General features: G+C 37.0%; 11 protein-coding genes and 1 pseudogene. 8 read left to right on the top strand and 4 right to left on the bottom strand.

Annotation, left to right across the window (positions count from 1 at the left end; all coding sequences use genetic code 11):
* Positions 1-297: 297 nt before the first annotated feature.
* The 4 genes and pseudogenes from A4S05_RS29010 to A4S05_RS29000 form a co-directional block, all read right to left on the bottom strand.
* Complete coding sequence (locus A4S05_RS29010; protein WP_069073242.1) at positions 298-792, bottom strand: ureidoglycolate lyase; 495 nt, start codon at positions 790-792, stop codon at positions 298-300.
* Positions 793-908: 116 nt separating this feature from the next.
* Positions 909-1928, bottom strand: coding sequence for an RpoD/SigA family RNA polymerase sigma factor (locus tag A4S05_RS29005; RefSeq protein ID WP_176727140.1), 1020 nt, complete (start codon positions 1926-1928; stop codon positions 909-911).
* Positions 1929-2656: 728 nt separating this feature from the next.
* Positions 2657-2803: pseudogene (locus tag A4S05_RS44340) on the bottom strand (DUF3172 domain-containing protein); the annotation flags it as partial.
* 370 nt (positions 2804-3173) lie between these two features.
* Positions 3174-3566: a hypothetical protein gene (locus tag A4S05_RS29000; protein ID WP_069073241.1), complete on the bottom strand. Its 393-nt coding sequence runs from the start codon at positions 3564-3566 to the stop codon at positions 3174-3176.
* 1496 nt (positions 3567-5062) lie between these two features.
* On the opposite strand from A4S05_RS29000, the gene A4S05_RS28995 reads away from it, so the two are divergent.
* The 8 genes from A4S05_RS28995 to A4S05_RS28960 all read left to right on the top strand — a co-directional run bounded on the left by A4S05_RS28995 (position 5063) and on the right by A4S05_RS28960 (position 15085).
* On the top strand, positions 5063-7267 hold the full coding sequence (locus A4S05_RS28995; RefSeq protein ID WP_069073240.1) for a GumC family protein: 2205 nt from the start codon (positions 5063-5065) through the stop codon (positions 7265-7267).
* Between the two features lie 75 nt (positions 7268-7342).
* Entirely contained in the window at positions 7343-8284 is a 942-nt protein-coding gene (locus tag A4S05_RS28990; RefSeq protein WP_069073239.1) for a hypothetical protein, read from the top strand.
* Between the two features lie 56 nt (positions 8285-8340).
* Positions 8341-9294, top strand: coding sequence for a glycosyltransferase family 2 protein (locus tag A4S05_RS28985; RefSeq protein WP_069073238.1), 954 nt, complete (start codon positions 8341-8343; stop codon positions 9292-9294).
* Positions 9295-9344: 50 nt separating this feature from the next.
* A complete protein-coding gene (locus tag A4S05_RS28980; protein WP_069073237.1) occupies positions 9345-10667 on the top strand; it encodes a flippase in 1323 nt (440 codons plus the stop codon).
* 25 nt (positions 10668-10692) lie between these two features.
* Positions 10693-11619: a glycosyltransferase family protein gene (locus tag A4S05_RS28975; protein ID WP_069073236.1), complete on the top strand. Its 927-nt coding sequence runs from the start codon at positions 10693-10695 to the stop codon at positions 11617-11619.
* A gap of 28 nt (positions 11620-11647) precedes the next feature.
* Positions 11648-12877 (top strand): O-antigen ligase family protein, encoded by a 1230-nt coding sequence (locus A4S05_RS28970; protein ID WP_084227313.1) that lies wholly within the window; start codon positions 11648-11650, stop codon positions 12875-12877.
* 42 nt (positions 12878-12919) lie between these two features.
* Complete coding sequence (locus tag A4S05_RS28965; protein ID WP_069073235.1) at positions 12920-13747, top strand: class I SAM-dependent methyltransferase; 828 nt, start codon at positions 12920-12922, stop codon at positions 13745-13747.
* A gap of 66 nt (positions 13748-13813) precedes the next feature.
* Positions 13814-15085, top strand: a complete 1272-nt coding sequence (locus A4S05_RS28960; RefSeq protein ID WP_069073234.1) for a glycosyltransferase family 4 protein — start codon at positions 13814-13816, stop codon at positions 15083-15085.

Below are 15085 nucleotides of genomic sequence, written 5' to 3'. Positions count from 1 at the left end.
ATGGCGCGATCGTTTATCCGATATTGTGATTCGTTGGTTACGGATACCTTTTTAGAATTAGGACTTACGCAAAACTATACGCTGTAGGGGCAATTCATGAATCATTGGTGTCAACTTAACGCAAAAACTATGTCCCGCAAGGAACTTCAGTTCCAAGAATCATAGCGAAAGTCATCTTCAGATGACTAGATATCCCCAAAAATATTCAGTCTACTTCAGTAGACTTTAGCTATGAGCCAGAGAATTCATTCTCTGGCGGGTTATGTAGCCCGCAGCGAAGCTATTGCTAGCTTTTACCTAAACCATCTCAAACTCTAATTGATGACTCTTAAAAAAATCATGGGTGAAATGATCCACCATATTTGTATCAGCTAGTTCCAAATTATAAAAATCCACAGCTTCATGGTCAAAATGGGGGCCAGCGTGCCAAGTACCCTCATGTAGCTTGATAAAACAATTCCCCGGAATCCGGAAAGCAGCCATCTCTTCTAATGCTGGTTCATTCACATCATTATGAGGAGGACAAACTGCAATTAACCAATCTTTCCCTTCCAAAGAACCCAGACATTGAGTGCATTGCAGATGGCGAGTAATTTTGTGAAACTTTCGCCCTCTCTTCTCCAACCGCATAATATAAAATCGTGGAATCCCGTTTTGCAGGTTTAACTGGGCATCTTCTCCATCGTAACTTTTGCCATCAAGACTTGCAAAAATTACCTGTCCATAACGCCGAAAGTTTTCAGAAGTCACCCATTCTACCTGCAATTGTTGCACTGTTTTTGGTGTGCTCATATCAAATCTTCGAGAGAGATTAGTTAGGTTTATTTTCCCCCAAAATGACTGAATTTTATCTAGTCACGATGGTGAATTTGTGAGTTTAAATACCTAAACTCTTGTAAGAAATAACCTTAGCTAGCTAGATAACTACGTACTTGTTCCTTTTGGCGTCGGAGGAGACTGAGAGCTTTTTGTTCTATCTGACGCACCCGTTCTCGACTAATACCCATGCGATCGCCAATCTGTGCTAAAGAAAGTTCATAGCCATCAGTAAGACCAAAGCGCAAGGTTAATATTTCTCGCTGCTGGGGAGACAGCTTTGCTAACAAGTCTTGTAAGTCTTGATGCAGAGATTCTTCAACAGCATAGTCTTCGGGAGAAGGGCCATCATCCTCCAGTATGTCCTGCAATTCTGTATCCTGTTGTTCACCAACTCGCGCCTCTAAGGAGAAAGGTTGGCGGGCCAAGTACAAACACTCTCTAACTTGGCTGGGTGTCAAAGATAAAGCGCTGGCAATTTCCGCAGTAGTGGGAACGCGGCCCAACTGTTGAGATAATTCTCGCTGCACCCGTTTAATTTTGTTCAGTTTCTCAAAGACGTGGATCGGTAAACGAATTGTCCGTCCTTGTTGAGCGATCGCTCGTGTAATTCCTTGACGAATCCACCAGTAAGCGTAGGTTGAAAACTTATAACCAAGAGCGGGATCAAATTTATCCACTCCTCGCTCTAAACCTAAAGTACCTTCTTGAATTAAATCCATAAATTCCAAGTTGCGGTGCTGGTATTTCTTCGCCACTGCTACCACTAACCGGAGATTAGCCTGAATCATTTTCTGCTTGGCTTGGTGTCCTTGACTTAGCTGTTGCTCTAACACCTCAACACTTGACTCCAACTGATCTGCCCATTCTTGCAGCGTTGGTTCATGATTTAATTTCACAGCCAATTCTTCCTTAGCAGCTAATAAATTCATCATTTGCTGCACCTGTTGGGCAAAAATAACCTCTTGTTCGCGAGTCAACAAATCTACACGCCCGATCTCTTGCAGATAACTACGCACAATATCATCTGTAACTCGAGGCTTTTTATCTGCGGCTAAACTTTTTTTCTTCGTTTTTTGAACTTCGGTAGGTGGAGATGTTAAGTTGCTCATGGTTATTTGCTCCTCTGTAACCTCATCAATTTATTGGTATCAAGTCTAGATATTCAGACCCATAGTCACTTCACACTGCTAATCAATGCAATTGGCAATACTGATGAATTTTGGTCTTATGATACATTACAAGTTAATTGTTGGAGATAATAAACCCAAAATCAACCCACCCTTTAATACTAACATCATCACCAGTCACAAATCAATTACCTAAAGTATTATCAGCATATAACTTGAAGTAATTACACTCCTTTTTTATTGATTTTTGCATATTTTCAAACACGAATTATGTTTAGTCTAATTATCCAATGCATTTACTGGAAAGAATAACAAGCTTACCAAGCAACAATTTCATTACCCAAAAGATAAAAAATTAACAGCAACTCTCCAAATAAATCAGAATTATTAAATAACAAAAATATTATTTATTTAAATACTAATATTCTGGTCATACCTCTTCTATGTAACTCTTATCAAATGTCCATTTTTTACCTCTATTTTTTTACTAGATAATCCAATCATGATGAAGCTGAGTACATATAGGACTCATATTTGATTTGGTGAAAAAACTCAGTACAACTAAGAAGCCTTCTTTCCTGTTGCCTGTTGCCTGTTGCCTATTGCCTATTGCCTATTGCCTATTGCCTGTCTACGCAAATTCGTTCAGAAATCAAAGCGGATTCCTATAGCAGGCGATTGTTAAACACGAAATAAAGCCCCTCTCCTGCTCAAGCACGCCTTTCTTCAGCAGTTTGGTCAAATACATATAATTCGGGCTTTAAGATCACAAAGACGCAGATATCTGTGACAATTGCACTTGTGTCATACTGCACGCAGACATCTGCATTAGATGCGGTATTATCAATTTGATTACTTTTGGAAACATTTTATAGACTAAAAGTAGTAACAGTGGTCACATTAACACCAAGGATAATACTTGGCAAGATACAAACACCCGCGATCGCCACTAATATCCTGTTGAAGCGAAAAGATTTTTGTTTAGGGGCGGGTGCTCATTGTTGTACAGCACAACTTGAACAACAAGATTACCCACTCTTGGAGAAGTGGTAATAATCTCAGACTTTTAACCAAGAAACATCTCACAGTTTTCTCGCTTACTCGTTTTCACCTTAAGTTGAGTCCCCAGTCCCTTACCTCTACGAGTGATTCTCCAAATCAAAGACGCTCGTTCGCGTAGCGTATCGTAGACAAGACTCGCTACCGCTTCGCTATCGAATTGCTATATTAAAATTGAGTAACTGTCACCCTAAGACCAGAATCCAGCTTAGGAACCTTGAAATACTCAATTGGCTCAGTACTTTGAGAAGTTTCGGTATTTGCTGGCTTCTGACATTGCTTAAAGAAAGACTCTGGGTTATTGATGAACTCAAGCGGGTTAATCTTTGGGCATCCTTGCTCCTGCACTAGCGAAATTGATTCAGTAGTTTGTTTGGGATTATTAGTCTGTCCGATAAAATTACTCCATGTAGCGTTAATCGTGGCTGGTTCTGTCAATAAAACTCCAGCCTGATTGCGATCGTCTGTTGTCATAGGAACATTCTCTTGGTTAGCATAGGCTTTCTGGGAGAGAGCAAGGGCGCTAATCACAACGACTAAGATAATAGAAGAGGATTTCATAATTCAATCTCTCAACATTTAATGTCAGTTTAATAATTACAATTGGCTAGATACAGAAAGCAACAAATAGCAACCTAGTTTGGGTACTTCAGATTAACACAGGTAGTAAGAAATATGCCTAAACTTCATTAAAAATATAGTGAGATATAAGGTACATTGTCGCGAAAATTTGCCTACCTTTAACAAGAGGCTTAACCTTGATTTTTCACCACATCTGTCAAAGCCTTATAAAACCTAGATTTATGCGTTTTGGATTGTGCCAAAATTATTAACCAAGAAAAAGGCTCAAAAGCCACTCTGGCAAAGATTACGAAATTAGCGATCGCAAAGCTTGTGAGAAATGCGAGTTAAGCCCTTTATCTGCTTAATTGTGATAGTAGCTGGATTTTAGCAGTACTGTACTAGTCAGATATAGATTAATCCATCCTACTTAGCCGCACTCAATCGGTCAGCGTAAAAATTTGTCGTTGCGATCAAGCAGGAGACAGAAGGGAAAAGGGTTTTATCCTACTTTATCTTTCTTCACATAGTTTGATTTTACTATGTCAACTTACTTACTAGCCGTTTATCTATCATGCGTGCTACCCTGTAGTTACACGTATAAGACAACATATACACTCTTAGATAAATCTTGGAAGTAGTATTGTGCCTCAATTGCAGAATACAAACAAGATAATTGCAAATTTACGGGCAAGCCAAAAAACCGGGATATAAACCCAAGGACGGGCACTGTGTTGTAGTTTTCACACCTCAAGCCACATCAAAAAAGTTTTTCACCAGTCTGGGTCAATTAAACTGTTCGCGAATCATTAAATTTTCGATACTAAAATCACACAATTTTATTCTTGCCAATCCCATATCATTTCCCAGATTGGCCATTATTCAGAGCAACAATTAATTGTTGCTGAAAGCTTCGAAGCCACTTACGTAAATATCTATATAGTCTTTCTAAATGTCTCTTTCCACTACATAAAGCTGATCTCTAAAGTGGTTTCACTCCTTGTCTAGTGACACAATTGTTATATCGCTTACCCTAAAAGAATTAACTCCCCTTGTCTTTTCAAAATCAGTAAACCGATAGCGAATATACCAGCTTCTTGTATGAATTTTTTGTAAAGTTATCAAATTCAGTGTTCTTACATAATATGATGTTGAGTGTTAGATTACTAATCAATACTTGCATCAGTAACAACATAAAACTAAGTTAACCAAAATTAATCAAAATGATGAAAAGCCACTAAATCAGGGAAAAAGTTGTGAGTTATCCTGTTTTTGATGTCAGGAGAATATCAAAAAATCTAAGTCAAAATTGAGACTGCTAAAAGTATTAGTTGACTTCAGATATTGAACAACCTTAGTAAAAAAAGCATTAGGTGAGAATCAACGCAAATATTACCATCGCAAAGTAGACTACAGTCCTACTACCAGTACAATACTGAGAAAAATCTCCTGCAAGTAAATAGTCAGTTTTTTATAAAAAAAAGTTTGTATATATTATGACAATGGAATCTTTACCCAACTTTGAAGAAGTAAATATTCAAAAATACTTAGAAGTTATTCAACGGCGTTGGTTACCTCTAGTCGGAATTTTTAGCATAGCTGTTACCCTTGGATGCTTGTATGCATTTTCCCTAAAACCCTCATACAAAGCAGAAGGAAGCTTGATGATTAAAACAAATCGATCTTCCTCACTCACAGGGTTACCACAAGACATAGGACGCCTGGAGGCTTTGAACGTAAATGACAATCCCCTAGAAACTCAGGTGAGAGTTATTGGATCAAATCCAGTGATTGAGAAAACAATTAATTCTCTCAAGCTCAAAGATAGTCAAGGCAAACCGCTGTCGATTCCCGACCTGGCAAAACAACTAAAAATAGAAGGAATCAAAGGCACTGATGTTGTACAACTTTCTTATAAAGGCGGCGACCCAGAACTGGCTGCCAAAATCGTCAATGAAGTTATCGACAGTTATATCGACCTAAATATCAAGGCTAATCAGAATGAAGCACTGACAGCCAAACAAGTTCTCGTAACGGAAGTACCCAAAGCTGAGGAAATTGTCAGAAGAGCCGAATCAAAACTGCGACTATTTAAAGAAACGAATAAAATTGTTGTCCTAGAACAAGAAGCAACCGCAGCAGTCGATACGATTTCCAAGTTAGGAAACCAAATTTCTCAAGCTTTAGCTCAACTAGATGATGTCAAAGGTCGTTTAGAACAGTTACGCAGTGAAGCTCAAGTAGATTCACAGCAAGGTGTAATCGCATCTGACTTGAGTCAAGCACCTGGGGTTCAAAAAGTGCTTATTCAACTTCAAGAAACAGAAAGTCAACTAGCACTAGAGCGGACTCGTTTTGAACCTGAACACCCTACCATCACTAACTTAGAAGAAAAGGTCACAGCTCTTAAAAGCTTGCTAAAAGAGCGGGTAGGACAAGTAGCGGGTACAGCACAGATAACAGAGGGAAGTTTACAGGTTGGACAACTCCGGCAAAGCCTAATTGCAGATATTACTCGTGCTCAGGCAGAACGGGTTGGTCTAGAAAGACAAATTGGCACACTCTTGCGACAGCAAGATGCCTACATCAAACGAGCAAATAATTTGCCAAGGCTAGAACAAAGCCAACGAGAGCTAGAACGGAAACTGCAAGCGGCTCAAACGACTTACGAAACACTCTTAAAGAAACGCCAAGAAATTGATGTTGCACAGAATCAAAAGATTCCTAATGCTCGTGTGATTTCCTATGCCTTAATTCCCGATAAAGCAGAAGGGCCTCGCAAAATCTTATTTATTGTTGGTGGAGGAGGAATTGGTCTTTTCTTAGGTATCATTATCGCCTTTGGTTTAGACTTAATAGACCGCTCGGTGAAGACCGTCAAAGAAGCTAAAGAAGTCTTGAGATACAGTGTTTTAGGTGTAATTCCTACACAAGGTAGAAATGGTAAAGAGTCTTCTTCTATAGCAGGACTCGATAGAGCTATTCCCAAAATTATTGGCAGAGATATTCCTTACTTCCCTGTTGGTAATGCATACCAAATACTACAAGTTAACTTGAAGTTTCTCTGTTCTGATAAACCGCTTAAAAGCATTGTAATTACAAGTTCCGTTGCCAAAGAAGGAAAGTCTGACGTATCTGCAAATCTAGCTGTGACTATGGCTCAGGCAGGGCGTCGGGTGTTATTGGTGGATGCAGATATGCGTCATCCCATACAGCATCATATCTGGGGGCTACCAAATGCAATGGGACTAAGTAATGTAATTATTGGACAAGCCTCTTTAGATACAGTCGTACAAGAAGTTATGCCTAATCTTGAGGTTCTTACTTCTGGAGTTTTACCTCCCAATCCAGTTGCAATGCTAGATTCTCAACGCATGGCAACATTAATTAGCAGCTTTGGGAGAGATTATGATTTAGTGATTTTTGATACTCCTCCTCTGTCAGGAATAGCTGATGCTGCTGTTCTAAGTACACTCACTGACGGTATCTTATTAGTCGTTCGTCCTGGAGTAGTTGACCTGAACAGTGCGAATGCAGCTAAAGAGTTTTTAACTCAGTCAGGTCAGAAGGTATTAGGGATAGTTATCAATGGTGTGAATACTAAAAATGAACCTAATAATTATTTTTATGACAACAAAAAACGACAAATTGAACAAGATTTAGTATCTAGCAGCCTAACAAAATTTTCCAAAGAGCGTTAAGTTCTTCGATAAATTCCGAAAGCGAATCTGACTACAACCATTTAAAACAAAATTTTTGACTGTAGGACTAAATTAATGACATTAAGTAAAAATCTCAAGCAATTCGTAAAATCAAATACTCCATTAGCTAAATGGAAAGGCTCTATTTACACAAAGGCAATAATTCTCAAAAATCATGTAAAAAACTACGATATATATCAGCAAATTTTATCTCCTCAACAGAGTAATGAATTAGTTACCAATCTTATTAAAGATAGTAAACCTTTTATGATTTCTCGCTTTGGTAGCACAGAAGCTTATTGTGTGCATGAATATCTGAAAGGAGGCTACAAGGGATCTATATTTGAGTCAATATCTAATGATTCTGGATTTTTCCCAGCAGATAAAAAACATCTAGATCGATTTAGTCAACTTTTTCTAGAATCGTCAAAATCTATAGATGTTTTAGGAGTATGGTTTCAAACTGGAGAGCCAGAAATTATCAGAAATTCATGCCCAAAAGCTTCTTTTGTAGAATTAAATACGCTTGAACCTTATTATCACAACGACCCTTGGAGCAAGAATCTTGAGGGAAAAAAGGTTTTAGTCATTCATCCTTTTGCAGAAACAATTTCATCGCAATATAAAAACAATAGAAAGTTACTTTTTGAAAACCAAAATATTCTGCCTGAATTTGAATTAATTACCTTCAAAGCCGTACAGTCTCTAGCGGGAACTCAAACCCAGTTCAATACTTGGTTCGATGCTTATGATTGGATGTGTAACAAGATTAAAGATCAAGATTTTGACATAGCTATTATCGGATGTGGTGCTTATGGACTTCCATTAGCTGCTTACATTAAATCTCTTGGTAAACAGGCTCTCCACCTTGGAGGAGCAACTCAAATTCTTTTTGGAATTAAAGGCAACCGTTGGGATAAGATTCCATTTTTTCAGTCTCTTTATAATGAATCCTGGGTTAGGTGTAGACCTGATGATGTCCCTACAAGTCCCTCAAAATATCCGGCTTATTGGTAATTATCGGTTACCAAAAATATTTCCGTCTTATTTTGTTATCTATTGAGGCATTTTGTATGGATAAAAATAAAATCAAAACATCTTGTTTAATTAATAATTACAATTACGCCGAATTTCTCTCAGAGGCGGTTAATAGCGCTTTAAATCAAACAGTTAAATTTGATGAGATTATTATTGTTGATGACGCATCCACAGATAATTCGGTAGAAGTAATCACGAAATTTACTCAAGTAACTAATGTTAAATCTATCTTGAAACAAAAAAATCAAGGACAACTATCATCATTCAACGAAGGTTTTTTAGCTGCAACTGGAGACATTATATTTTTTTTAGATGCCGATGATATTTATGAACCTCAATATTTAGAAACTGCATTAAATTTTTATAAGAGACGTAGTGAATGTGATTTTGTTTTTTGTGCGTATAACAAATTTGGGGCAGTAGAAGAAACATTTCAAGCTGATGCTGTCGATTCAGATTTGGGTTATTCAGTAATCAGAACTTTATATAGTGGTGAATGGATTGGCTCCATAACTTCAACATTATCAATCCGTAGAGAAATAATTAGAAAATTTTTGCCTATTCCAAATGTAGAAGATTGGCGTGTAAGGGCTGATGACTGTCTGGTATGGGGAGCATCTTTAGTAGGAGCTAAAAAGTTTTATATATCTAAACCTTTAGTGATGTATAGAATACATAAAAATAACCAGTATCATAACAAGAAATTTTTAGACATAGATAACAACTATGAATACAAGAGATTCTGGAAACGCAATTCCTTATTTAATTACATTCTGCAAAAAAATAATTTGAGTTTACCCTTATTATTGGCTTTCACATCTCTAAATGAGTTAAAAACAATACCATGTCCAAAATATCAAGATTTTATTTCATATTTAAAAATAATATTTTTGTTTGAGCATAACTTATTTTGGAAAACAAAGGGCATTGTTTTCTTATGTAGCTATTTTTTGAAAACTTTTATGACTGGGAAATTAAAAGTATTGTAGGCGATATTGATAGGGATATGAGAACCTTACATGATTAATTCATAAAAATAATGTTAAGTAAACTAAAAATTAAAAACTTATCAAAACTTAAATCTCGTTCTGGACTGCGTGCAATTATTGCCAATACAAGTTGGTTGTTTGCTGACCGTATTCTACGTATGGGTGCAAGCTTAGTCGTAGGAGTATGGATAGCACGCTACTTAGGAGTACAGCAATATGGTGTCTTTAACTATGCTTTAGCTTTTGTTACCTTATTTAGCCCAATTTTCACTCTAGGACTGGACGACGTAGTAGTTCGCCATCTTGTGCGTCAATCATCAAACAAAGAGGAAATCTTAGGAACCACTTTTTGGCTAAAGTTGCTGGGTGGAATTGCTTCTGTCTTATTGGCAGTTAGCACTATGTTTTTCTTAGGTGAGCAGGAAACACTGAAGATATGGCTAGTTGCAATTTTAGCAATGGCAGGAATTTTTAGGGCGGCTGATACTGTTGAACTGTGGTTTCAATCACAGGTGCAGTCAAAATACACTGTGATTGCTAAGAACACAGCGTTTCTGCTAAATAGTGCCATCAAAATCGCACTAATTTTAACAAAAGCACCATTGTTAGCTTTTGCTTGGGTAACATTAGCAGAATTTGCGATGAGTGCAATTGGCTTGCTGATTGTTTACCAAGTTAAAGGGTCTTCGTTGTGGTTATGGCGTTGGAGTTTTTCTGCTGCCAAAACTCTTCTGAAAGAGAGTTTACCTCTAATTTTTTCGGGGTTCGCTATCCTGATTTTTATGAAAATAGATCAAGTGATGTTAGGCCACATGATCGGAAATAGTGAAGTTGGAGTTTATACTGCTGCTGTCAGGATTTCTGAAATTTGGTATTTTATTCCGGGGGCTATTGTTTCTTCTGTTGCTCCTGCAATTTACGCAGCTAAGGAAAAATCTGAAAGTCTTTACTATCAGCGAATCGGACAATTACTAAGTCTAATGACATGTATATCTTTGGCAATTGCGCTTCCAATGTCATTTCTATCTGACAAGATAATTATGGTGATGTTTGGAAGTGGATATGCAGAAGCAGGATCAATATTAGCAGTTCATATTTGGACTTCTTTGTTTGTATTTATGGGTCTTGCAACATCACCTTGGTTTATTGCTGAAGGTTTGAACCACGTTTCTTTAGGTAAGACTTTATTTGGAGCAATCCTAAACATTATTCTGAATTTATTCCTGATTCCTAAGTATGCAGGACTTGGGGCTGCGATCGCAACAATCATATCTCAAGCTGCTGCTGCTTTTGTGTGCAACGCATTTGATCCAAGAACACAGAAAATATTTAAAATTCAGGTGCGATCGCTTATTCCTTTTTACAAATATTGATCATTATTATTTAACCTTGATTATGATGGAAACACCAGTAACTTTTATTGTTTTTAAGCGCCCACAAACAACAGAGAAAGTTTTTGAAGCTATTCGCCAAGCCAAACCAACAAAACTTTTTGTAATTGCAGATGGCCCACGCACTGACCGTGAAGATGAGGCAGAAAAGTGTGAAGCAACTAGGGCAATTATTGAGAGAGTTGATTGGGACTGCGAAGTTATCAAAAATTATTCTGATGTCAACTTAGGTTGTGCAAAACGAGTCTCTAGTGGTTTAGATTGGGTATTTAATAATGTTGAAGAAACAATTATTTTAGAAGATGATTGTATCCCTCACCCAACATTTTTCAGATTTAGTGAAGAACTACTAGAAAAATATAGAAACGATACCAGAATTGCCACCATCTCTGCTCAAAATCTTCAATTTGGACGAAAACGCACAAATTATAGTTACTATCTATCTCGTTACAACCATTGTTGGGGCTGGGCAAGTTGGAGACGTGCTTGGCAACATTATGATTTGACGATCAAACTCTGGAAAGAGGTGCAAGCAGAAAACCTTTTACATGATATTCTTGTAGACCCAAAAGCAGTAAGTTATTGGCGACGAATATTTCAGTCTGTTTATAACAATCCTACAGGTATAACCTGGGATTACCAATGGACATTTGCTTGCTGGATACAGGGTAGCTTAAGCGTTATTCCCAACGTCAATTTAATCTCTAATGTTGGTGTTGGTGCAGACGCGACTCATTTCACTTCCAATCAAGAATTTTCATTCATTAATATGTCCATGCAAGCGATGGAATTTCCCTTAAAACATCCACCGTTTATTGTGCGGAATATAGAGGCAGATAACTTTACGCAGAAAACAGTTTATAAAGCAACTGCATTGGATATTTTTAAAGAGGAAGTAAAGAAAAGATTGAATTACTCAGCCATAAAAAAATAGTGATATATTTAGTAAATTAAGAAATTAAATGTCAGCGATGAAGGTAAAATTAACGGAAAAAATACTAACTATTTTGCTATTACTCATTGCTGTAGGTGCATTAACAATACATCCTGCACAAGAAGTCTCTATGTCTACCCTCGGAGGCGATAAGGTAGATACTTTGTTCAATATAGTTTCATATTTAATTCTATTTTATTTTTTTCTTTTATACTGGAAAGGTTTTATTTATGTAATTACCAAAAGTCCCTTACAGTTTTTTTTGCTAGCGATCGTTCTATTTTCTGTATTGTGGTCAGAAGATATAAATTCTAGTCTTAATTATATAAAAGGTCTAATCAGAATATATTTTATTGCCATCTATTTGGCAATGCGTTATCCGCTTAGGGAACAAATGAGGCTAATAGCTTGGGCGCTTGGTGCAGCTACATTATTATCTATGATATTCTCTGCATTCGTACCAGGTTATATTCACACAGCACCAGAATTATTAGATATGTGGAGCGGAATTTATGGTCATAAAAATGAATTAGGATACATGATGAATTGGAGTGCAGGAGTTTTTTTGCATCTTGCCCTTAGTAGTAATCGATATCGATGGTTGATGTGGGCAATATGTGGGGTATCTGTATGTCTAATTATCCTGACGCGTTCCACAACGTCTTTAGCTATCTTATTGACAATGATATTACTTTTACCTTTCTATCAATCATTTAAAAAAACTAATTATAAACTACAAGTTATTATGATTACTACAGCTTTAATGTTACTGATTATTGTTTCAATGTTACTAATCAATAATGCGGAAACTGTAGTTGGTACTTCTGGCAAAGACCTTACCTTAAATGGACGCTCTGATCTTTGGGAATTAGTGATAGCTAAGGTTTTGGAAAGACCTTGGCTAGGTTATGGATATTCGGCATTTTGGACTAGTAATGCTGCATCTAATCTGAGAGCTACTTACGATTGGGCCAGTAATGCTCATAATGGCTTTTTAGAACTATTGTTAGAATTAGGATTTTTAGGTTTCTTGACTTTTGCAGCAGGATTTATCCGGTTCTTTGTAATGGCACTGACTCGAATCGTTTCAGTGGCAAAAAAACCAGAAGATTATTGGCCAATGCAGATGCTAGTTATTATCGTCATAGTGAATTTCTCAGAAGCAAGGTTATTAATTCCTGGTTGGAATTGGTTAATGTATGTCACCACTTCTCTATCTCTGACTCTTAGTTCCCAGCGCGCACCAATATATAAATAGGTAAGTAATTTACATACTTGCATAATTAAAAGGAGAGAAAACATGAAAAAGTTAAATTTTGGATGTGGGCACAGATTTTCTTCTGAATGGATAAATATAGATTTTAATTCTGAGCATCCTGACGTAATTGCTCATAACTTACTGCAACCACTTCCATACCCTAAAGATTATTTTGATGTAATTTATAGCAGTCATGTTCTAGAGCATTTCTCTAAGGAAACGGGAGAAATGTTAGTGAAAGAATGCTACAGAGTTCTAAAACCTCAAGGCATTTTACGCATTGTTGTTCCTGACTTAGAGCGAACATGCCGTGAATATTTAAGAATTATCGACAGTATTGAACATGAAGAATCAAGGAAACAATATGAATGGATTATTATTGAGTTAATTGACCAATTGGTTAGAACAAAACATGGCGGTTTGATGAAAACTTATTGGCGACAAGTGCTTGAAAATAATGATGAATCATCCATCAAGTATGTAGAAGAAAGAACAGGTGTGAATATCAAAGAAGAGGTAGCAATAACTAATACCAACTCTTTATTACAAAAGGTTTTTAGTATCAACCACAATAAACTCAGAAACAAATTTAAATACCTTTATATTGACATGGTAAAAAGGTTAATACCACGGTATGTCCGCAAGTCTATGATCGATGAAACTTCTCTTGGTGAAAAACATAAGTGGATGTATGATAGCCATAGCATGAAAACGCTCTTTCAAAGAGTTGGTTTTTCGGATATTAAACTTTTAGATGCCCATACAAGTGATATTCCCAACTTTAGTAATGAAGTCTTAGATATAAATGCTGATGGGACAGTATATCTACCAGGATCTTTATATTGTGAGGGCATCAAGCCAAACAAATAATACTGATTTTATGGGATAAAGAATCAGTGTTATCAACCATGTTTTTTAAAGTTAAATAGTACTCATATGAACGTCTTGCTCCTTAGTACCCAGGATGTGGCTGGTGGTGCGGCTCGTGCCGCATACCGTTTGCACAAAGGGTTACAAGATATTGACTTACAATCACAAATGCTGGTGCAAGAAAAATCTACTGATGATAAAACAGTAATTGCGCCTAAGATTAGATTATTTCAAGGTATCGCCAAAGCAAAGTTGACATTTGAAACTTTGCCTTTGAAGCTTTATTCTCAAAAGCAAAATACTCCGTTTTTTATTCAATGGTTGCCAGATAGAGTAGTTTCTCAAGTTGCTCAGATTAATCCAGATATAATCAATTTGCATTGGATTAGCGCAGCTTTTATGCAAATTGAAACTCTTGCGAAACTAAAGCGCCCTTTGGTCTGGACAATTCATGATATGTGGGCATTTACTGGGGGATGCGGCTATGCTGGAGATTGCGATCGCTACCAAATATCCTGTGGAGCCTGTCCTCAACTCAATAGCAAAAAGGATTCGGACTTATCCCACTGGGTATGGCAACGTAAAGCCAAAGCTTTGAAAAATTTAAATCTGACAATTGTTTCACCCGGTTCTTGGTTAGCCAAATGCGCCAAGTCTAGTTCTCTGTTTAAGAACTTGCGAATTGAAGTCATTCCGAATGGACTGGATACTCAAAAGTATAAACCTGTTCATCAAGGTTCAGCACGGGAATTACTCAATTTACCTCTGGATAAACAACTTATTCTATTTGGAGCATTAGATGCAACTAATGACCATAGAAAAGGTTTTCATTACCTGCAACCAGCACTACAAGAATTAAGCAAATCTGGCTGGAAAGATAAGTTGGAGATTGTTGTTTTCGGTGCATCTCAACCCGAAAATCCACCTGATTTAGGTTTCACAACCCACTATTTGGGACACTTACACGATGATATATCTCTAGCAACTGTTTACTCAGCAGCAGATGTGATGCTTGTACCGTCTCTACAAGAATCTTTTGGACAGACAGCTTCAGAATCCCTCGCTTGTGGTACTCCAGTTGTGGCGTTTAATTCTACTGGCTTAAAAGATATTGTTGATCATCAGCAGAACGGCTATTTGGCTAAACCTTATGAAGTTGAGGATTTTGCCAAAGGGATTACCTGGGTACTTGAAAATGAACAGAGGTTGCAAAAACTATCATTTTATGCACGTGAAAAAGTTGAACAAGAATTCACTCTAGAACTTCAAGCACGTCGTTATTCAGCTTTGTTTCAGGAAATATTGATGATCGCAAAGAAATCTTCATTTAGTAATTAG

Source organism: Nostoc sp. KVJ20, from assembly GCF_001712795.1.
GTDB lineage: Bacteria > Cyanobacteriota > Cyanobacteriia > Cyanobacteriales > Nostocaceae > Nostoc.
Note: the sequence above shows the minus strand (reverse complement) of the source record. Positions and strands in the feature narration are given on the sequence as shown.

Bases quoted from the DNA above. Each gene is read 5' to 3' on its own strand.
- A4S05_RS28990 (WP_069073239.1), top strand. From the start codon at position 7,343: ATGACATTAAGTAAAAATCTCAAGCAATTCGTAAAATCAAATACTCCA.
- A4S05_RS29005 (WP_176727140.1), bottom strand. From the start codon at position 1,928: ATGAGCAACTTAACATCTCCACCTACCGAAGTTCAAAAAACGAAGAAA.
- A4S05_RS29000 (WP_069073241.1), bottom strand. From the start codon at position 3,566: ATGAAATCCTCTTCTATTATCTTAGTCGTTGTGATTAGCGCCCTTGCT.
- A4S05_RS28995 (WP_069073240.1), top strand. From the start codon at position 5,063: ATGACAATGGAATCTTTACCCAACTTTGAAGAAGTAAATATTCAAAAA.
- A4S05_RS28980 (WP_069073237.1), top strand. From the start codon at position 9,345: ATGTTAAGTAAACTAAAAATTAAAAACTTATCAAAACTTAAATCTCGT.
- A4S05_RS28970 (WP_084227313.1), top strand. From the start codon at position 11,648: ATGTCAGCGATGAAGGTAAAATTAACGGAAAAAATACTAACTATTTTG.
- A4S05_RS29010 (WP_069073242.1), bottom strand. From the start codon at position 792: ATGAGCACACCAAAAACAGTGCAACAATTGCAGGTAGAATGGGTGACT.
- A4S05_RS28985 (WP_069073238.1), top strand. From the start codon at position 8,341: ATGGATAAAAATAAAATCAAAACATCTTGTTTAATTAATAATTACAAT.
- A4S05_RS28975 (WP_069073236.1), top strand. From the start codon at position 10,693: ATGGAAACACCAGTAACTTTTATTGTTTTTAAGCGCCCACAAACAACA.
- A4S05_RS28960 (WP_069073234.1), top strand. From the start codon at position 13,814: ATGAACGTCTTGCTCCTTAGTACCCAGGATGTGGCTGGTGGTGCGGCT.
- A4S05_RS28965 (WP_069073235.1), top strand. From the start codon at position 12,920: ATGAAAAAGTTAAATTTTGGATGTGGGCACAGATTTTCTTCTGAATGG.